Annotated in this window: 17 protein-coding genes and 1 pseudogene; 11 read left to right on the forward strand and 7 right to left on the reverse strand. The window is 65.0% G+C overall.

Annotated features, from left to right (window positions below):
- Positions 1-64 precede the first annotated feature (64 nt).
- Complete coding sequence (locus DYE23_RS16825) at positions 65-1,360, forward strand: TetR-type transcription factor C-terminal domain-containing protein (RefSeq protein ID WP_115327704.1); 1,296 nt, start codon at positions 65-67, stop codon at positions 1,358-1,360.
- Between the two features lie 54 nt (positions 1,361-1,414).
- On the opposite strand, the gene DYE23_RS16830 is transcribed toward DYE23_RS16825, so the two are convergent.
- Positions 1,415-2,557 carry an acyl-CoA dehydrogenase family protein gene (locus tag DYE23_RS16830; protein ID WP_115327705.1) on the reverse strand — a complete coding sequence of 381 codons (1,143 nt, stop codon included), beginning with the start codon at positions 2,555-2,557 and terminating at the stop codon, positions 1,415-1,417.
- Positions 2,558-3,297: 740 nt separating this feature from the next.
- Between DYE23_RS16830 and DYE23_RS16835 the strand changes: the two genes are divergently transcribed.
- The 8 genes and pseudogenes from DYE23_RS16835 (at position 3,298) to DYE23_RS16870 (ending at position 11,005) form a co-directional block, all read left to right on the forward strand.
- Complete coding sequence (locus DYE23_RS16835; RefSeq protein ID WP_235660433.1) at positions 3,298-4,440, forward strand: zinc ribbon domain-containing protein; 1,143 nt, start codon at positions 3,298-3,300, stop codon at positions 4,438-4,440.
- A gap of 1 nt (position 4,441) precedes the next feature.
- Positions 4,442-5,653 carry an acetyl-CoA acetyltransferase gene (locus tag DYE23_RS16840; protein WP_115327707.1) on the forward strand — a complete coding sequence of 404 codons (1,212 nt, stop codon included), beginning with the start codon at positions 4,442-4,444 and terminating at the stop codon, positions 5,651-5,653.
- Positions 5,654-5,783: 130 nt separating this feature from the next.
- On the forward strand, positions 5,784-6,446 hold the full coding sequence (locus DYE23_RS16845; RefSeq protein ID WP_147292291.1) for a hypothetical protein: 663 nt from the start codon (positions 5,784-5,786) through the stop codon (positions 6,444-6,446).
- Positions 6,447-6,460: 14 nt separating this feature from the next.
- On the forward strand, positions 6,461-7,075 hold the full coding sequence (locus DYE23_RS16850) for a cytochrome c oxidase subunit 3 (RefSeq protein ID WP_115327709.1): 615 nt from the start codon (positions 6,461-6,463) through the stop codon (positions 7,073-7,075).
- Positions 7,076-7,100: 25 nt separating this feature from the next.
- Positions 7,101-7,343 (forward strand): cytochrome C oxidase subunit IV family protein, encoded by a 243-nt coding sequence (locus DYE23_RS16855; protein WP_235660435.1) that lies wholly within the window; start codon positions 7,101-7,103, stop codon positions 7,341-7,343.
- Between the two features lie 82 nt (positions 7,344-7,425).
- On the forward strand, positions 7,426-8,184 hold the full coding sequence (locus tag DYE23_RS16860; protein WP_115327710.1) for an SDR family NAD(P)-dependent oxidoreductase: 759 nt from the start codon (positions 7,426-7,428) through the stop codon (positions 8,182-8,184).
- A 797-nt stretch (positions 8,185-8,981) separates the two neighbouring features.
- Positions 8,982-10,718: pseudogene (locus DYE23_RS16865) on the forward strand (ferredoxin-like domain-containing protein); the annotation flags it as partial.
- Positions 10,715-11,005, forward strand: a complete 291-nt coding sequence (locus DYE23_RS16870; protein ID WP_011893890.1) for a Rieske (2Fe-2S) protein — start codon at positions 10,715-10,717, stop codon at positions 11,003-11,005. The pseudogene DYE23_RS16865 and the gene DYE23_RS16870, both read left to right, overlap by 4 nt.
- Here the strand turns inward: DYE23_RS16870 and DYE23_RS16875 are convergent.
- A complete protein-coding gene (locus DYE23_RS16875) occupies positions 10,957-11,601 on the reverse strand; it encodes a TetR/AcrR family transcriptional regulator (RefSeq protein WP_011893889.1) in 645 nt (214 codons plus the stop codon). The genes DYE23_RS16870 and DYE23_RS16875 overlap by 49 nt on opposite strands.
- Before the next feature lie 103 nt (positions 11,602-11,704).
- Here DYE23_RS16875 and DYE23_RS16880 point away from each other — a divergent pair, with 103 nt between their 5' ends.
- Both DYE23_RS16880 and DYE23_RS16885 read left to right on the forward strand, forming a co-directional pair.
- Positions 11,705-12,643, forward strand: coding sequence for a metal-dependent hydrolase (locus tag DYE23_RS16880; RefSeq protein WP_115327711.1), 939 nt, complete (start codon positions 11,705-11,707; stop codon positions 12,641-12,643).
- Positions 12,636-13,805, forward strand: coding sequence for a hypothetical protein (locus DYE23_RS16885; RefSeq protein WP_011893887.1), 1,170 nt, complete (start codon positions 12,636-12,638; stop codon positions 13,803-13,805). The genes DYE23_RS16880 and DYE23_RS16885 overlap by 8 nt, the downstream gene beginning before the upstream one ends.
- Here DYE23_RS16885 and DYE23_RS16890 read toward each other — a convergent pair.
- The 5 genes from DYE23_RS16890 to DYE23_RS16910 are packed head-to-tail and all read right to left on the reverse strand — an operon-like array spanning position 13,745 to position 18,158.
- Positions 13,745-14,704: an alpha/beta hydrolase gene (locus tag DYE23_RS16890; RefSeq protein WP_115327712.1), complete on the reverse strand. Its 960-nt coding sequence runs from the start codon at positions 14,702-14,704 to the stop codon at positions 13,745-13,747. The genes DYE23_RS16885 and DYE23_RS16890 overlap by 61 nt on opposite strands.
- 24 nt (positions 14,705-14,728) lie before the next feature.
- Positions 14,729-15,121 (reverse strand): universal stress protein, encoded by a 393-nt coding sequence (locus DYE23_RS16895; protein WP_115327713.1) that lies wholly within the window; start codon positions 15,119-15,121, stop codon positions 14,729-14,731.
- Positions 15,118-16,659 carry a tripartite tricarboxylate transporter permease gene (locus DYE23_RS16900; RefSeq protein ID WP_115327714.1) on the reverse strand — a complete coding sequence of 514 codons (1,542 nt, stop codon included), beginning with the start codon at positions 16,657-16,659 and terminating at the stop codon, positions 15,118-15,120. The genes DYE23_RS16895 and DYE23_RS16900 overlap by 4 nt, the downstream gene beginning before the upstream one ends.
- Positions 16,660-17,178: a tripartite tricarboxylate transporter TctB family protein gene (locus DYE23_RS16905; protein WP_011893883.1), complete on the reverse strand. Its 519-nt coding sequence runs from the start codon at positions 17,176-17,178 to the stop codon at positions 16,660-16,662.
- Positions 17,175-18,158, reverse strand: coding sequence for a Bug family tripartite tricarboxylate transporter substrate binding protein (locus DYE23_RS16910; protein ID WP_099961639.1), 984 nt, complete (start codon positions 18,156-18,158; stop codon positions 17,175-17,177). Before DYE23_RS16910 ends, DYE23_RS16905 begins: the two co-directional genes overlap by 4 nt.
- Between the last annotated feature and the right edge of the window lie 25 nt (positions 18,159-18,183).

Genomic DNA, 18,183 nt, shown 5'->3' on the forward strand with positions numbered 1-18,183 from the left:
CGCATAGAATCGTCTGCGATGTTGATGGCCCACAAATGGGAACCAAGGAGCGTGTTGTTCACTGATGGCTAATCGACGAACCCGCCCCGGGAAGAAGGCCGTCGCGACCCGGGCCCGGATCCTGGACTCCGCCGCCCTCATATTCCGCAACAAAGGTTACGCGGGCACCCGGTTGTCGGATGTCGCGGCCGCCGCCAACACTCAAACCGGCAGCCTTTACTACCATTTCCCGTCACGCGAACAACTCGTCGAAGAAATGCTGCGCGTCGGTCAGGAACGCACCAGTGGCTTCGTCCGGCGACGCGTCGCCGGGCTGGCTGACGACGCTCCCGATCTCGACCGGCTCCGCGAAGCCATCTCCGCGCACCTCGACGCCGTTCTCGAGATCGGTGATTACACCGCGGCAACAATTCGGATTATCGGGCAGGTGCCGGAAGAGATTCGCAAACGCCGTATTCACGAGCAGCGCGAATACGGCGAGTTCTGGCGCTCGCTCGTCGACCACGCCCGGAAAGCGGGACAGTTCCGCACGGACCTTGACGGCTCCACACTGCGTCTGCTGCTGCTCGGCGCGATCAACTCGGTGCCCGATTGGTTTCACCCCAGAGACGGCGGGATGTCCAGCGCCGAGCTCAAAGAGCAAGTGGATTCCTTATTTCTCGACGGCCTGGCCGTACATCGGCAAGCCACCCGTTCAATCGCCGAGGGTCTCGCCGCCTACACGCTGGCCGAGGAAAAAGTCCTTCGCGACGGCAGCAGCGAACACGTGAAGGCCGAAGGGGCTCAACGGATCCTCGACGCAGCCGCCGACGTTTTCCGAGACAAAGGTTACGCCGGTACTCGCTTAGTCGACGTGGCGGAGGGCGCCGGCATTCAGACCGGCAGCATGTATTACTACTTCAAGTCCCGCGAGGATTTGGTCCTGCAGATGGTTCTGGTCGCCTGGAAACGCACGGACGATCTGGCCCGCCTGAGCGTGGCCTCGCTGCCGGCCGGGGCCACCGCACTGACACGCCTGTCCACAGCTTTGACAGCCCACCTGATGTCGGTGTTGCGAAACACGACGTACACCTCAGCGCTCGTCCGCATCCTGGGCCAGATCCCCGACAGTGTTCGTGAGCAGACAGTCGCCTATCAGCGTGCATACCTCGATTACCTTCGCGGGCTGCTCGAGGATGCCATCGCCTCCGGCGAAGTCAGAAGCGATGTTGACCCTGCGGTCACCACCATGTTGATCACCGGCACATTGAACTGGGCGGTCGAGTGGTACCGGCCGGGCGGCGCGTTATCGCCGGAGGACCTGGCTCGACAGGTCGCCAGTCTTGTTTTCGACGGGGTAACGGAGATCACGCCTAAGTGACCATCCGGGTGCAGCGACGTTATACCGTTACCCCGTCTTACTGCCATGGGGGTGCTAAACCCCCAAGTCGCGCCCGATGATGTCTTTCATGATTTCGGTGGTACCTCCGAAGATGGTTTGGACACGGACATCGACGTAGTCTTTGGCCACTTTGTATTCGTTCATGTAGCCGTAACCACCGTGCAGCTGCACGCACGCGTCGACAACCTTCTTGGCCAGCTCGGTGCACCACCACTTGGCCTTCGCGGCCTGGACAGCATCCAAGTCGCCGTCCACCACGCCGCGTAGACACCGGTCGAGAAACTGCTCGGCTATGTCCAACTCGGTGTCCAACTCGGCAAGCACAAACCTGTTGTGCTGAAAACTTCCGATGGGCTGTCCGAAGGCCTTGCGGTCCTTGGCATATTGCAGCGTTTGCCGCCACGTCTCCCGCGCCGCGGCCACCGCGCCCAAGGCGATGGACAGCCGCTCAGCGGGCAGGTTGTGCATGAGATGGTAGAAGCCCCTGTTCTCCTCGCCCAGGAGGTTTTCGCCGGGCACACGCACATCGTCGAAATGCAGTTCGGCAGTGTCCTGCGCGTGCAGGCCCATCTTGTCAAGCTTGCGGCCGCGGCTGAATCCCGCCATATCACGCTCGACGACCAGCAGTGAAAATCCCTTATGTCCCGCCTCGGGGTCGGTACGAGCCACCACGATCACCAAGTCAGAATTGAAGCCCGCCGAGATGAAGGTCTTCGAACCAGACAAGATCCAGTCGTCGCCGTCGCGTACGGCGGTGGTTCGTATCCCGGCCAAATCGCTGCCAGCGCCCGGCTCGCTCATCGCAATCGCGCCGATGATCTCGCCTGTGACATAGCCGGGCAGCCAGCGTGCCCGCTGCTCTTCGCTAGCAAGCGATTTGAGGTAGGGGGCAACGATGTCGTTCTGTAGATTAAGCGCCGGGGTCGCGGAGCCGAACTTGGCAAGCTCCTCGACGATCACCGCATTGAAGCGAAAGTCGTCAGTGCCGCCGCCGCCATACTGCTCCGGTAAATTGAAGCCGATGAGGCCGTACTTGCCAGCTTCGATGTAGGCCGAACGGTCCACGAGCCGATCGCGTTCCCACTTCTGGGCCTGAGGTGCCACGACCTGGTCGATGTACAGGCGCGTCGTTTCGCGCAGCTGTTCGTGTTCGGACTCGAAAATCAGTCGCTTCATGCAGCAGACCCTGCCTTTCATTAGTGACGTGGTTGGCGGTCACATATGCGCGTGTCGGTCGCCTTGGCCCTTCGGCCCTTGGCCGCGAAGGCGCCCCTGCCGCTGGGCAGCAGTCATACGGTGCGGTCGTTACGCCCAGACCGCGATCGTCGCTGGAGGCATTGATGTTTCACAGCGTCGGGCAACTGCCCGCCAGGTACCCATACGATGCCCACGCAATGACGAATCGTGTTGAGTATTAGACCGATACGCTTGATCGAGGGAGCGCGGGCGCGGCGCTGAGGTTCACCAGACCAGCTCGGCAGGACCGTCGATCCTCGCCCTGGGTTCGCCACCGTGAGGGCCGGCCCGGGGTCTTGCTCCTCCTTTCATGATCGATGCACATGCGGTTGAATCCTAACCGGAATTAGATTAGATTCTATCGCATGTCGAATTCCTCAGGGAGCTCCACACGGGGCGTGGTCGGATGTGCGGCCTACTTGCCCCACTACCGCCTGCGCCACAGCGAAATCGGATCCGTCTTGGGTGGTGCGCAGCCCGCCGGCACTCGGTCGGTGGCGTCTTACGATGAGGACACCACGTCCATGGCTGTGGAGGCGGCGCGGGCGGTACTACGCGGCCTAAGCCCCGTGGCGACACCGACACGGCTGTATTTCGCCACCACCGAGCCTGCATACCTCGACAAGTCCAATTCGGCGATCATCCACGCCGCGGTCGGTCTTCCCCGCGACACGCTCGCCGTGGACTTCGGCGGCGCGCCACGCTCGGCGGTCGGCACACTGCTGGCAGCGGCTGATTCAACTGACAGCGTCTTGGCTGTGTTTGCAGACATTCGTTCCGGACTGCCCGGCAGCGCAGACGAGAAACACGGCGGGGACGCGGCAGCAGCGGTCCTGTTCGGTCCCGAAACCGACGACGCACCTGTCCTGGCCGAACTGCTCACCACCGCCTCAGTTACTGACGAATTCCTTGATCGGTGGCGCACTCCGGGCGCTACGACCTCGCGAGTATGGGAAGAGCGCTTCGGCGAGCATGTCTACGTTCCGTTGGCCATGGAGGCGTTTTCCGCTGCACTCAAGCAAGCCGACCTGACCGGGGATGGAATTGACCATCTCATCGTCTGCGGGTTGTCGGTGCGAGCCAACCGCCAATTCGCAGCCAACAGCGGTGTGCCGCGTGATGCCGTGGCCCCCGACCTGACCTCGGTGATCGGCAACTCAGGAACCGCCCAGGTCGGCGTTCTCCTGGCCGACGTGCTCGAACGCGCCAAGCCGAACGAGGTGATCGCAGTGGTCGTCCTGGCCGATGGCGCATCGACGCTGCTGCTGCGCACCACCGAGGCTCTCGGACGCCGGCGATCGCAAGGACCCACTGTCGGCACGCAGATTCTTTCCGGGGACGACTCGTTGAGCTATGCGACGTTTCTGACCTGGCGCGGAATGCTGCGCCGGGAACCACCGCGCCGGCCCGAGCCCGATTCGCCCGCCGGGCCGCCGAGTCATCGGTCAGGGGGCTGGAAGTACGGCTTTGTCGGCTCCCGCTGTGAGGAATGTCAGACCGTGCACTTGCCGCCCGCGCGGATCTGCTTCCACTGCGGCTCCGATGACCGCATGCGCGCCCAGTCGATGGCCGACACGCCCGCGCGCGTGGCGACTTACACCATCGATCGCCTCGCCTACACTCCGAGCCCACCGATGATCGCCACCGTGGTCGACTTCCACGGCGGCGGCCGCTTCCGATGCGAACTCACCGACAGTGGGCCGGCAGTCGCGATCGGCGACGAAGTCGAAATGACGTTCCGGCGGTTGACCACATCGGAGACCGGCGTGCACAACTACTTCTGGAAAGCGCGCCCAGTCCGCCACCAGACTGAGGAGAGCTGAGATGGCCGCGCACGGAATTTGCGACCGGGTTGCGATCGTCGCGATGGGCTGCACCGACTTCGGCGAACACTGGGACCGCTCGGGCGACGATCTGCTGATCGACGCGGTCACCGCCACCACCACCAGCGCCGGGGTCCGGCTGGCCGATATTGATGCGTTCTGGCTGGGTACTTACACATCGGGCTTGTCCGGATTGAGCTTGAGCAGGCCACTGCGGCTACACGGCAAGCCGGTCACCCGCGTCGAGAACATGTGCGTCACCGGATCAGAGGCACTCCGCAATGCGTCCTATGCCGTGGCCAGCGGCGCCTACGACATCGCCATGGCTGTCGGAGTCGAGAAATTGAAAGACTCCGGATTTTCCGGCCTCCTGCGGCCCTCAATACCCTCCGACGGAACCGGGGGTACTCTCGGAACCACAAGTGCCCCAGCTAATTTCAGCCTCCTGGGGCCGGCCTACGCGCAAAAGTACGGAGTCGATCCCGGCGAACTCAAAGAAGTCATCACTCGCATCGCCTGGAAGAACCACCACAACGGGGCCCGTAACGCCCGCGCACAGTTCCGTAAGGAAGTGTCAGTTGACACGATCTCCTGCTCGCCGCTGGTCGCCGGTCAGTTGGGAGTGTTCGACTGTTCCGGCGTCTCCGATGGTGCGGCCGCGGCGATCGTCGTGCGCGCCGAAGATGCCCACAAATACACCGACAGGCCGCTCTACATCAAAGCCCTGTCGTTGGTTGCCGGGGCTGCCGACGGCAATGTCGATCCCGCATATGACTTCACAACGTTCCCCGAAGTCGTAGCGTCGGCCCGCAATGCCTACGCCGAGGCGGGGATCACCGACCCGTCTCGTCACATCGCCATGGCAGAAGTCCACGACTGCTTCACCGTCACCGAACTGGTCCTCATGGAGGACCTCGGGTTCGCCGAGCGAGGCACTGCATGGAAAGCCGTCCTGGACGGAACGTTCGACCTCGACGGCCCGTTGCCGGTGAATCCGGACGGAGGACTTAAAGCGTTTGGCCACCCGGTCGGAGCCAGCGGGCTGCGTATGCTCTTCGAATGCTGGCTGCAGCTACGCGGCGAGGCTCCAGAAAACCGCAGGATCACCACGCTCGACTCCGGCAAGACCATCGGGCTTACCCACAACCTCGGCGGTGGGCCCGGAGAGTGCGTGTCTTTCGTATCAATCGTCGGGACCGAACCCAATGGCTGACCGGAATCGACGTGATGTCAGCGTCAACCAACACTGAGTGGGGCATGCCATGCACTGCGCTGTTGACACCGGCGGCCGGTAACCGATGAACGCGAGATCCCAACGCTGGTGCGCGTGGTGCGGTCCTGTGATGACTGTCGTATTCTTCATCGGCTTTGGCGTGATCGCCCGCTTCATACCGCCGCCGCACCCAGGGCTTAGCGCCGGTGAAATTGCGGACCTCTACCGTGGCCATTCGATCCGGATTCGGGGGGGAGTCCAGCTCGCGATGTGGGCGGGGGTCCTCTGTGTGCCATGGGTGGTGGCCGTCGGCCTGCAGATGAAGCGGATCGAGGGTCGCTTCGCGCCGCTTTCCTATGTCCAGATCGGCCTCGGGGTGTTGCTGCCGCTGGAATTCATTGTGCCACTTTACTTTTTCCAAGCCGCGGCCTACCGCCCCGGGCGGTCGGATGAAGTAATCCAAGCGCTGAACGACCTCGGGTGGCTGCCGTTCACCGGTCTGGTCTACACAGTCGTCGCCCAAGCGATCGTGGTCGGTGTCGCCATATTGTCCGACACCAGCGCGACACGGGTCTTTCCCCGGTGGGCCGGCTACTTCAGTATCTGGGCAGGAGTTGCGATGGCACCGGCAAGTCTCGATGTGTTCTTCACCGACGGCCCGCTGGCATGGAACGGAGCGATCGCCTGGTGGTTGCTTCTCATCACCTTCTTCGTGTGGTTCATCGGGATGACTGTGGTGACTTTGCAGGCCATCAGTAACCACGAGGCGCAATTCACGGCTTCGAATCGTTGAACGGTCCAAAACTGATGGCGGTGATCAGAAAAGACTGCGCGGCATCCCAGGTGGCGCCCACGCCCCGTCGGCCACGGAGAGTTCCGGGCGAGCCTGGTATCTGGGTCTTCATATTCGGAGATCTATTCGTGTTCGCCTACCTTTTCGTGGCGTACCTTCACTACCGCCGCCCCAACCCGAATAGCTTTGCCGCCGCTCAACACCACCTCAATGTCGACTTGGGCGTCATCTACACCTTGTTGCTGTTGACGAGTTCACTGTTCGCAGTCTTGGCGCTACGGCGGATACGAAGCGGGCATACGACCGCCGCGTCACGTCTCGTCATCGCGACGATCGGCTGCGGACTCGCATTTGTCGTCCTGAAAGTAACCGAGTACCAATCGAAGGTGGCAGCTGGGATCACCCCGGGCACCAACCAGTTCTACTTGTTCTACTACCTATTGACTGGTTTGCACTTGGTCCACGTAATCATCGGCCTTGGCGTGCTCACCTTCCTGCGTTGGCTAGCACGACGCGCATCGCACCTTTCCCCGCTGCAGCTATCGTTGGCTGAAGGATGCGCATGCTTTTGGCATATGGTCGATTTGCTGTGGCTTGCCATCTTCCCGCTGCTCTATCTGGTGAAGTGACGTGCGCAGCGTTTACCGAGACCCCGTGATCGTCGTGTGGATTGCATTGGCGCTAGCGACATTTCTGTCCTGGTGGCTATCCACCGAAGAGGCATCGGACGGAAGACTCATTGCGGTGATCATCCTGATCGTCGCCGGGGTGAAGATCAGGCTCGTCGGTCTCTATTTCATGGAGCTGCGCGATGCACCGACTTTGCTCCGCGGAGCGTTCGAAATCTACGTCTTTGTCCTCTCCGCCGTTCTCGCCGGCTACGTAGCGGCGACCTGACCAAAATCAGGCGGCATTGTCGGGCGCCGGCCCTGTCGGCCGGTGCAAACTGCCAACCGAAACAGAAAGGAACCGAGCAACAATGGAGCTTGAGGGCAAGAATGCGATCGTAGTTGGAGGCGCGTCGGGCTTTGGCCGAGCGACCGCCCAGGCGCTGGCCCGGCGCGGCGTGAATATCGCCATCCTAGACCGGCCTGACAGCGCTGGCCAGGAGGTCGCTGACAGCCTCCACGGGTGCTTCTACGAGGCCGATGTGATGGACTTCAGCGGGACCGAGCGCGTACTGCAACGAGTGGTCGAAGCCCGAGGTGGGCTGCACATCGCGGTGACCACGGCAGGGGGCGGCTCGGTCATGCGGACCTTGACTAAGGACGGCCCCCACGATCTCGAAGTCTTCCGCCAGATACAGGACCTCAATACGGTAGCCACGTTCAACGTAAGCCGGCTGGCGGCATTCCATATGAGCGCCAACGCATCTGAGGACGATGAACGGGGCGTCATCATCAACACGTCGTCGATCGCTGCCTTCGAAGGTCAGATCGGCCAGATCGCCTATTCGGCTTCCAAGGCCGCCGTTGCAGGGATGTGCCTGACTATGGCGCGTGATCTCGGCAACCTCGGCATCCGCGTTCTGGCCATCGCCCCGAGCCTATTCGCCACCGGCATCACCGCAAACATCCCCGCCGACATGGCCGAAAGCCTGACGAAGGACGCCGCGTTTCCGAAACGTCTAGGGCGACCCGAGGAATACGCCAAACTGGCTCTTGCGATTATCGAGAACCCAATGCTCAACGGCCAGTGCATCCGCTTGGACGCGGGCCAACGGTTCGCTCCGAGATAAGGGCTAGGAACCCGGTATGCGTAGCAGAGTGGCCTGTGCACTACCGCCTAACCTGTGCGCATGGCCGGCGCGCACTTGGCGGCAGACGCCAGGTTCGCCGGCAGGCGAGAACGTGTTCAATCGATGATGTACCTCGTGCCCATCACCGCTGGCGTCGACGTGGGCTGGGCACCCTACTGCGCGTCAATGCCCCGGGGTCCTATCATCGGCTCCGCGCAGTGCTGCTGCGGCTGCCCCGAGGCAGGAAGCCCAGGGCATCCGGATCCGGGCAGCCTCCAGTCGTCCGACCCAACTCCTTCGAACTCAGAGAAACAGGTAGCGCCATGAAAGGCTCGATCATTCGGCGAACACTCTCGTTAAGCGGCATCGTCTGTGTGGCACTACTTCTCAGTATCCTCCTCATCACACGATTGCTGCCCGTGTGGTCGCCTCTGTCCTGGCGGCCGCGTCCCCGATCGGAGACTCGAGCGCCCCTTCGCGTGAGTTAGTAAGTCCACAAAAGGTCCGTTCCTCCCGTATGGCGGCGCCCTTACAACATCGCGGGGGACGGCTCCAACGAAGCCGAAGCGCCTATCAGCGAGACCGGCATACGTTTGGACTCTGTCCCGCGAAAGCCGGCCGACCCTTCGGGAGTTCCGGCGACCAACCCAGTTGACCTGTGACGGGTTAAATAACGCTCCGGCGCTGCGCCCGTCGGCCTATGCGACAAAAGTCCTACCGCTGCCCTAGCTGAGTAAAAGCGTTGTGACAGTATCGGTTCAGTGTCCACGGTCACGTAATTCCCCAGGTTCAGGCGCGCGGCCGGGATCCGGCCGAACGTCGGCCTGGCTCAACGCGCCGGCCTGACGGTCGAGCGGGCGATCGTCACCGACGACCACATGCGCTCGGTCGACGATGACGACGTCTACGTCGTCGGCGAGTGCGCGCAGCACCGCGGCCAGGTCTACGGGCTGGTCGCGCCGCTGTGGGAGCAGGCCCGGGTGCTGGCCGACCACCTGACCGGCACCGACACCGGGGCCGCCTATCACGGTTCCCGGGTCGCGACGAAACTCAAGGTGGCCGGTGTCGACGTCGCGGCGATGGGTGTCAAGGCACCCGAACATCCCGACGACGAGTTCGTCCAGTACAGCGAGCCCCGACACGGGGTGTACAAGACGGTCGTGATCCGGGACGGAAAGCTGGTGGGCGCCACCCTGGTCGGCGATGTGTCGAAGGTGTCCTTCCTGACCCAGGCGTTCGACAGCGGGTTGCCGCTGCCCGACGAACGGGTGGCGCTGATGTTCGACATCGGGACGCCCGACGTGGGCGTCGGAGTGGCCGAGCTGGCTGACGACGCACAGGTGTGCAACTGCAACGGGGTGTCCAAGGGCGCGCTGGTGGCGTGCGTCCGGGGCGGCGAGACCTCGGTCGGTGGCGTGATGGCGAAGACCAAGGCGGGCAAGGGGTGTGGCTCGTGCAAGGAGCTGGTCGGCCAGGTCGTGGAGTGGGCGGCTGGCGGCGCGGTCACCGAGGATCCGTCGACGTCCTGGTACGTGCCCGGCGTCCCGTATGACAAGCCGACGCTGATGCGACACATCCGGGATCTCGAACTGCACTCGGTGTCTTCGGTGTTCGCGGCCCTCGCACCGGATGGCAAGGAGGACGCCGGGTCCAAGATGGCACTGGCCTCCCTGCTGGACATGATGTGGGCCGACGAGTACGTCGACGAGCGCGACGCGCGGTTCATCAACGACCGCGTGCACGCCAACATCCAGCGCGACGGCACGTTCTCGGTGGTACCGCAGATGAAGGGCGGGGTGACCGACGTCGCGCAGCTGCGCAAGATCGCCGACGTCGCCGAGAAGTACGAGATCCCGATGATCAAGCTGACCGGCGGGCAGCGCATCGACCTGCTCGGCGTGCGCAAGGAGGACCTGCCCTCGGTGTGGGCCGACCTCGACATGCCGTCGGGCTATGCGTACGGCAAGAGCTTCCGGACGGTCAAAACCTTTGTGGGCAGCGACTTCTGCCGCTACGGCGTCGGCGATTCGACAGCTCTGGGTATCGCTATCGAGGAGCGCTACCAGGGTCTGGCCAGCCCGGCGAAGATGAAGCTGGCGGTGACCGGGTGTCCACGCAACTGCGCCGAGGCGTTGTGCAAGGACCTCGGGGTCGTCGCGGTCGACGGGGGCCGCTGGGAGATCTACGTCGGCGGCGCGGCGGGCGCGCACATCCGCAAGGGCGATCTGCTCGCGACGGTCGACGACGCACAGACGGTGATCACACTGACCGGACGGTTCCTGCAGTACTACCGCGAGAGCGCGAACTGGCTTGAGCGCACCTACAAGTGGGTGCCCAGGGTCGGCATCGAGCATCTGCGCGCGGTGCTGGTGGAGGAGCCGGCTCAGGAGTTCCTGGCGGGGCTGGACGAACGCATGCAGAAGTCGATCGACGCGTACCGGGACCCGTGGCAGGACGGCCGTGAACCGGCGTCGGTGGGTCAGTTCAGATCGGCGTTGCCGTTGCTGCCGCTGCCCCTGGTGCCGGTGCGGTGAAATCAGAGGAGATCCCTGTCGGCGAGGGACGCACGCTCGCGATCGACGGGGCCCAGGTGGCGGTGTTCCGCCTGCGTGACGGGTCGCTGCGCGCGGTCGACGCGGTATGTCCGCACCGCGGAGGGCCGTTGGCCGACGGACTGGCCGACGACTGCGTGATCGTCTGCCCCCTGCACGGCCACACGTTCGACCTGAGTTCGGGCGAAGAGGTTTCCGGCGCGCAGATGTCGGTGCGCAGCTACCCGGTCGAGGAGATCGACGGCGAGATCCGGCTCGGGCTCGCCTGAGCCAGGATGGCGCTTCCGAGCCAGCGGCGCAGGAACCGCCGCAACTCCTCGCGTGAGCGCGACGGGTCGTTGGGTGCGACGAAGAACGAGAGCATGGTGCGCAACGTGAACTCGACGAGATCGCGCAGCGCGGCGTCGTCGTAGCCGTAGCGCTGCCAGTCCACGTCGAAGCGGGTGATCATCCGCATCCCGACATCCTGTGCCAGGGCGGAGGCGACCTCCCCGGGTGTGGCCGCCGAACTCGGCGAGGAGAGCAGGATTCCCAGGTGCGGGATCGCGACGACGGCGTCGAGGGTGAAGAGGAACCCCTCGGTCATCGCGTCGGCGGGGTCGGTGATTCCGCGGACGCGCGCCTCGAGCTGATCGAGGAAACCGTCGACTGACGCGATCGCCGCCTCGCGCATCAGATCCTGTGCCGTCGGGAAATAGCGGTAGACCGTCTGCCTGATCACACCCAGCGACTCGGCCACGTCGGCGATCGTGATGGCCGAGCCGGTCTCGGCGATGAGGTCGACGGCCGCGGCGACGATCCGACGGGTCGCCTCCTCGTCGGTCTCGGGCGGATTACCGCCCCAACCTCGGCGTTTGCGTGCCATGGTGCCCCGAACCGTAGCACAGGGATTGACTCTTCCCCCGGGTTCACGTAATCATACATGCAACGATGCATCTGTATGATTACGAGCACTAGGACGGTTCGACATGACCGAGTTGATCGTGCGCAAACTCCGATTCGCGTTCGCCAGCGCACCGGTTCCGTTCGTGTGGAACCAGGCCAATCCCGCGTTCTCCTCGATGGCGAATGCCGTCTCGTTCCTCGCGGTGGGTTTCGAGAAGATGATCGGCAGCATGATCCCGGAAGCCATGCCGCACATCACCGACCCCGGTGTCGCCGAGGAGGCGGATGCATTCGTCCGGCAGGAGGGCCAGCACGCGATGGCCCACCGGCAGCATGTCAAGGGACTGATCCGGTCCTACCCCGGACTGAAGGACACGCTCGACAAGGTGATCGCGGCCTACGACGACATGACGGCGAACACACCGCTGAAGTACCGGCTGGCCTACACCGCCGATCTCGAGGCGACGTTCACCCCGGTGTTCAAACTGATGCTCGACCACGACGACACGCTGTTCTCCACCGGCGACGACCGGGTGGCGTCACTGTTCCTGTGGCACTTCGTCGAAGAGGTCGAACACCGCAGCTCGGCCCTGACCATCTACGACGCCGTGGTCGACGATCCGTGGTACCGGATGCGGGTGGCGCGGTCGATCTTCACACACGTGATGGCGATCATCCGCCTCGTCTCCGAAGAGTTCAACGAACACGTCCCGCTGGCCGACCGTGAGGTCGACGCGATGTCGACGTTCCGCATACACCGGCGTAAAAAGGCTCTGCTGCAACGTCTCCCGTTCGTCGATGCGCCGTATGACGGGCCGTTCGCGAACGCGTTCAGCCACCTGCCGTTGCGCGAGCAGCTCGTCGCACTCGGCGGCGTCGTGCGCAGCCAGATCCCCGGCCACGATCCGGCCCACGAGAAGTTGCCCGCGCTCGCCCAGGAGTGGTTCGACCGCTACGAGGCCGGCTACGACGTGACGCGGTGGTACACCGCCTCCCAGGAAAGCGAGACCGCCCGTGTCTGATCTGTGCACGCCCACGTTCGCCGATCTCGCAGCGCGCCTCGGCTTCTCGTGTGAGACCGCCGGAGGCCTGGTCGAGTTCCGCAACCCGTTCGCCTTGGAGAACTGGACGCTACCGGTGCTGGAGCTGACGGTCGTCGTCGGCGCGGTGCTCGCGCTCTGGTACGCCATCGTGCGGTTGCGCAGGCACAACGACCCGACCAACATCGTGCTGTGGTTCGGGGCGATCGCCTACCTGCTCATCATCGAGCCGCCGCTCTACTTCCCCGGCGCATTCGGCATCTCGGACTACGTCGACACGATGTTCGCGCACAACGTGTTCACCGTCGAGTTCCTGTGGGGACGGCTGCCGCTCTACATCGTCGCGATCTATCCGATGATGGCGACGGTCGCGTTCGAGATCGTGCGCAACCTCGGCGTCTTCCGCCGTTACGGCACGCTGGTCGGCGCGGTCTGTGTGGGCTTCGTCCACCACGCGTTCTACGAGATCTTCGATCATCTCGGCCCCCAGTTGCGGTGGTGGGAGTGGACGCTGGAACATCCGTTCGCCCAACCGTTCTTCGACTCGGTACCGCTGCCGAGCGTGGTGGTGTTCGCGACGCTGTGGCCGATGTCGCTCGCGCTGTGTGTGCAGTTCTTCGTCGGGCGCCACATCGACCGGGGCCGCACGTTCACCGGGGCCCAGGTCGCGGTGCGCACCGTCGTGGTCGGGGTGCTGGCCTCGATCGGCACCGCGATCCTGCCGCTGCCCGCCACGGCCGCCGCCGGCATCTCGGGCAGCACCACGGTCGGTGGGGTGGTCTACGCCCTGGAGCTCGTCCTCATCGCCGTCGTCGCAGTCCCGGTGCTGTACCGGCAGTGGCGACGCGGAGGCGACGACACCTCGGTCGCGACGGCCGGCCCGCTTCGCGTCGTGTTCGGTTATGCGGCAGTCTATCTGGCGGTGATGGCGGTGCTGTGGGCGACGGCGCTGCCGGCGTACCTCGGCGCGGCCGACGGCGTCACCGCCGCCGGCGACCCGGTCGGCAGCCTCTGGTACACGGTGCTGTGCTTCGTGATCGCCGGTCTGTGTCTGGCCGCGGCGGCGACCGCGCGACGGCAGGGTCAGCCGGTGAACCGGGAGAACCACTCCACGAGCGTCTCGGAGAACAACGCCGGATCCTGACCGTGCATCGAGTGGGCCATCATCGGGAACGATCTGTAGGTGACCGACCGTCCGCCGCTCTTGGCGAGCTGGGTGACACGGCCGGCCTGGATGTCCGAGCACGCACCGATGAGCCCTCCCGAACCCTCGTCGATCATCCGGAAGTGGTGGGTGTAGAGCACCGGCACCTTGACCTTGCTCAGCATGACGTGATGCGGACAGCTCGCGGCGAATGTCCCTGTGATGAAAGCCTTTCCCCACTCGGGGTCGTATTCGCGGAGGTTCTGCGGCGGGTCCGCGGTGCCGACGACCAGCGCGACGTGGGCCTGCCAGTCCGCGAGTTCCGTCGGCACGGCCGCGACGAAGCCGTCCCAGTCCCCGACGCTCCACTGGTCGCCGAGGTAGCGCGCCCACATCCCGAACAGCGGGCCGATGCTGTCGGTGATCGGCGGCCCGACGATCGGGGCAGTCTCCGAGCTGAAGAACGGCGGGTCCTCCCAGCACGCCGCGACGACCTGTCCGGGCTTGGCGAACGCTGACAGCCAGGCACTCGCCAGACCGCCCGACGACAGCCCGCTGACGAATGCCGGCCGGCCGATGACTCCGTCGAGGAACCGGACGAGATCGTTGCCGACGTTGTCGAGTGTGTAGCGGCCCGGCGTGCGCGTCGACCGTCCCTGGCCGCGCAGGTCCACCGCGTGTACGTGGAAATGCCGGGCCAGCAGCGGAATCGCCGCCTCATAGCCCCACCACGATTCCGACTGCCCGGGTATCAGCAGCAGCGGCGGGGCGGCCGCGTCCCCGGCGACCACGTAATTCAGCTGGACTTCACCGGTGTCGAACAGACGCTCGGGGTAACCGTGCTCGACATAGGTGGCCTGCGGTGCGTGCGGTCCGAATGCGCCGGCGTACCTTCCCATGCCGTCCAGGCTGTCACACCCGGATCAGTCGGCGGTGGGCTTGACCGCCAGGACCGGCTTCGGGCATTCGAGAATCAGCTTCTGCGCGACGCTGCCGAGCAGCAGTTTGCCCACCGGGTTGCGGTGCCGGATGCCGACCACCAGCATCTCGGCGTCGGCGCGGTCCATCGCGGCGAGCAGCTCGTCGGCGGGGTCGACCCCGACCGGCTGGACGAGTTCGTACGGCACCTCACACTCGGCCAGCCGGGCCTCGACGTCGCGGACCTCGGACTCGCCGGCGAACCGGGCGTCGACGTAGGACTCCCCCGCCGTCGCGTTGATCACAAGCAGGTTCGCACCACGCAACCGGGCCTCGGCGATGCCGTGGTCGAGTGCGGCGTGCCCGAACGGGTCCGCGGTGTATCCGATGACGATCATGACTGCGACGCCTTTTCTCTCTGGTCCTTGTCGTCCTCGACGATCAGCAGACTCTCCTCGCTGCGGTGCATGAGCCGCAGCACCAGCGGGGCGAGCAGCAGCAACGCCATCAGCACGTAGGTGACGATCGCGACGGGTTCGGTGAACAGGCTGCTCCACTCCCCGCCTCCGAGCTGCAGGCTCTGTCGCAGCTGGCGCTCGATGCGGGGGCCGAGGATGACGCCGATGATCAACGGCAGCACCGGAAGTCCGAAGCGCCGCATCATCAGACCCATCAGGCCGAAGATCAGCAGCAGCACCAGGTCCAGCGGCTGCAGGTTCACCGCGAACGCTCCGAGCGTGGCGAAGAACAGGATGCCCGCGTACAGGTACGGCCGCGGGGTCCGCAGCAGCTTGGCCCACAGCGGCGCCAGCGGAAGGTTCAGCGCGAGCAGCAGGAAGTTGCCGATGAACAAGCTCGCGATCAGCGTCCAGATCAGCAGCGGCTCCTTGTCGAACAGGGTGGGGCCGGGCTGGATGCCGTAGGACACGAAGGCGGTCAACATGACCGCCGCGGTCGCGTTGGTGGGCAGACCGAGCGAGAGCATCGGCACCAGAGTGCCTGCGGCCGAGGCGTTGTTGGCGGCCTCCGGCCCGGCGACACCCTCGATGGCGCCCTTGCCGAACTCCTCGGGATGCTTGGTGAGCCTCTTCTCGGTGATGTAGCTCAGGAACGTCGGCAGCTCGGCGCCACCGGCAGGCAGCGCGCCGAACGGGAACCCGTAGGCGGTGCCGCGCAGCCACGGCTTCCAGGACCGCTTCCAGTCGTCCCTGCCCATCCAGGGCCTGCCGACCGGGATGACCTCGGCCGGACGGCGCCGCAGATGTGCTGCCACCCAGAGCGCCTCGCCGAGGGCGAACACCGCCACCGCGATGACGACGATGTCGATGCCGTCGGACAGCAACGGCAGGCCGAAGGTGGCCCGCGGCTGACCGGTCAGCGAGTCGATGCCGACGATGCCGATCGCCAGGCCGAGCAGCAGTGAGATCACGCCGCGCATCTTCGACGAGCCGAGCACGGCGGTGACGGCGACGAGTGCGAACAGCATGATCGCCAGGTAGGACGGTGCGCCGAGGGTCACCGCGAAGCGCGAGATCGCGGGCGCGAAGGCGGCCAGCAGCGTCGTGCCGATCGCACCGGCGACGAAGGATCCGATGGCTGCGGTCGCCAGTGCCTGGGCGGCACGTCCGGCTTTGGCCATCTTGTTGCCTTCGAGGGCGGTGATGACCGACGACGATTCACCCGGGGTGTTCAGCAGGATGGAGGTCGTGGAACCTCCGTACATGCCGCCGTAGAAAATGCCGGCGAACATGATGAACGCCGCGCTGGGGCTGACGTTGTAGGTGATGGGCAGCAGTAGCGCCACCGTCATGGCCGGGCCGATGCCCGGCAGCACGCCGACCGCCGTGCCGAGCAGCACGCCGATGACGGCGTACATCAGGTTCGTCGGCGTCGCCGCCTCGGAAAACCCCTGCAGGAGCCAGTCGAAGTTCTCCATCTACAGAATCCCATCCAAAATGCCTGCGGGCAGCGGAATTCCGAGCCCGGAATAGAACGCATAGAAGCTCGCAATGCCCAGCACCGCTCCGATCGCGATATTGCGCACGTAGTGCCTGCTGCCCAGGACGGTGGCGCATCCGCCGAAGAACAGGGCGCTGGTGATCGTCCAGCCGAGGGGTTCGACGAGCACGATCAGCAAGACGAACAGACCGACCAGCAGTCCGACGGTGCGCCAGTCGCTGGGCATGTCGGGATCGATGTCCTCCCCCGCGTCGGCCTCCCCCTTGAGCCCACGCGGGATCGCGATGGCCAGTATCACGGCCATCACCAGCAACGCCACCCCGATGACGATCGGGAAGAACCGGGGGCCAACGGGATCCACCTCGGCGTACCCGCCCGGCATGGAGAGCCCGTCGTAGACGAGGAACCCGCCGACGGCGACCATGACGGCGCACACGATGTACTGGGCGTAGTCGGGCCGCTCGGATGTCTCGGTGCTCACGTGTTCGACGCTCATACCAACCCCAGATCCGTCAGTGTCGATTCGACGCGCTGATCCTGTTCGGCCAGGAAGTCCTCGAACGGTTGGCCCGTCATGAACGCATCGCTCCAGCCGTTCGTGACCAGCGCCTCCTTCCACGCCTCGGTCGCGTGCAACTCTTCGAGGATCCTGACCAGAGCCTGCCGGTCCTCCTCGGAGATGCCCGGTGGCGCAAGGACTCCGCGCCAGTTGGTGAACGTCAGGTCGATGCCGGCCTCCTTGAGCGTCGGGGCGTCGACGCCCTCGACCCGCTCCTCACCCGACACCGCGAGCACCCGCACCTGGCCGGCCTCGATCTGGTCGACGTACTCGCCCAGACCCGAGGTGCCCGCGGAGATCTTGTTGCCCAGCAGTGCCGTCAGCAGGTCGCCGCCGCCGTCGTAGGACACGAAGTTGACCTTCGTCGGATCGACGCCGACGGCCTTCGCGGTCTCCATCGGGAAGAGATGGTCGGGCCCACCGGGATTCGACCCGCCGCCGATGGTCACCTTGGCCGGATCGGCCTTCCACGCGTCCACGAAGTCCTGCACGGTCTGGAACGGCGAGTCGGCGGGCACCAGGATGCCCTCCTGCTCCTCGACGACCTTGGCCAGCGCGGTGGCGTCCGAGGCGCGGGCGGTGGAGCCGTTGGTGAACACCGCGCCGACCACACCGAGGCCCATCATCATCATCAGGTCGCCGTTGCCGCGCTCGTTCATCAGGCGCGCCATCGCCACGGTGCCGCCGGCACCGATGACGTTGAACACCTCGACGCGACCGGTGATCTCGTCGTCCTCCATGATCTTGACCGCGGTGCGGGCCGTCAGGTCGTATCCGCCCCCGGGGCTGTTGGGCACCATCATCCTCAGACGGTGCAGACCGGTTTCCTCGCCGCGGGTCACCCCGCACGAACAGAGAAGGAGCGTGACGACCGCGGCGATGACCACGCCGACGATCGTTCGGCGCCGTGCGAACATGTCGTCCCCAATCACTTGTGATGCT

This window comes from Mycolicibacterium gilvum (assembly GCF_900454025.1).
In the GTDB taxonomy this organism is placed as follows: Bacteria; Actinomycetota; Actinomycetes; order Mycobacteriales; family Mycobacteriaceae; genus Mycobacterium; species Mycobacterium gilvum.

What these genes read in the sequence shown, in the direction of transcription:
- DYE23_RS16825 (WP_115327704.1), top strand. Translation starts at nt 65, where the DNA reads ATGGCTAATCGACGAACCCGCCCCGGGAAGAAGGCCGTCGCGACCCGG.
- DYE23_RS16830 (WP_115327705.1), bottom strand. Translation starts at nt 2,557, where the DNA reads ATGAAGCGACTGATTTTCGAGTCCGAACACGAACAGCTGCGCGAAACG.
- DYE23_RS16840 (WP_115327707.1), top strand. Translation starts at nt 4,442, where the DNA reads ATGGCCGCGCACGGAATTTGCGACCGGGTTGCGATCGTCGCGATGGGC.
- DYE23_RS16845 (WP_147292291.1), top strand. Translation starts at nt 5,784, where the DNA reads ATGACTGTCGTATTCTTCATCGGCTTTGGCGTGATCGCCCGCTTCATA.
- DYE23_RS16850 (WP_115327709.1), top strand. Translation starts at nt 6,461, where the DNA reads ATGGCGGTGATCAGAAAAGACTGCGCGGCATCCCAGGTGGCGCCCACG.
- DYE23_RS16860 (WP_115327710.1), top strand. Translation starts at nt 7,426, where the DNA reads ATGGAGCTTGAGGGCAAGAATGCGATCGTAGTTGGAGGCGCGTCGGGC.
- DYE23_RS16875 (WP_011893889.1), bottom strand. Translation starts at nt 11,601, where the DNA reads ATGGCACGCAAACGCCGAGGTTGGGGCGGTAATCCGCCCGAGACCGAC.
- DYE23_RS16880 (WP_115327711.1), top strand. Translation starts at nt 11,705, where the DNA reads ATGACCGAGTTGATCGTGCGCAAACTCCGATTCGCGTTCGCCAGCGCA.
- DYE23_RS16890 (WP_115327712.1), bottom strand. Translation starts at nt 14,704, where the DNA reads ATGGGAAGGTACGCCGGCGCATTCGGACCGCACGCACCGCAGGCCACC.
- DYE23_RS16895 (WP_115327713.1), bottom strand. Translation starts at nt 15,121, where the DNA reads ATGATCGTCATCGGATACACCGCGGACCCGTTCGGGCACGCCGCACTC.
- DYE23_RS16900 (WP_115327714.1), bottom strand. Translation starts at nt 16,659, where the DNA reads ATGGAGAACTTCGACTGGCTCCTGCAGGGGTTTTCCGAGGCGGCGACG.
- DYE23_RS16905 (WP_011893883.1), bottom strand. Translation starts at nt 17,178, where the DNA reads ATGAGCGTCGAACACGTGAGCACCGAGACATCCGAGCGGCCCGACTAC.
- DYE23_RS16910 (WP_099961639.1), bottom strand. Translation starts at nt 18,158, where the DNA reads ATGTTCGCACGGCGCCGAACGATCGTCGGCGTGGTCATCGCCGCGGTC.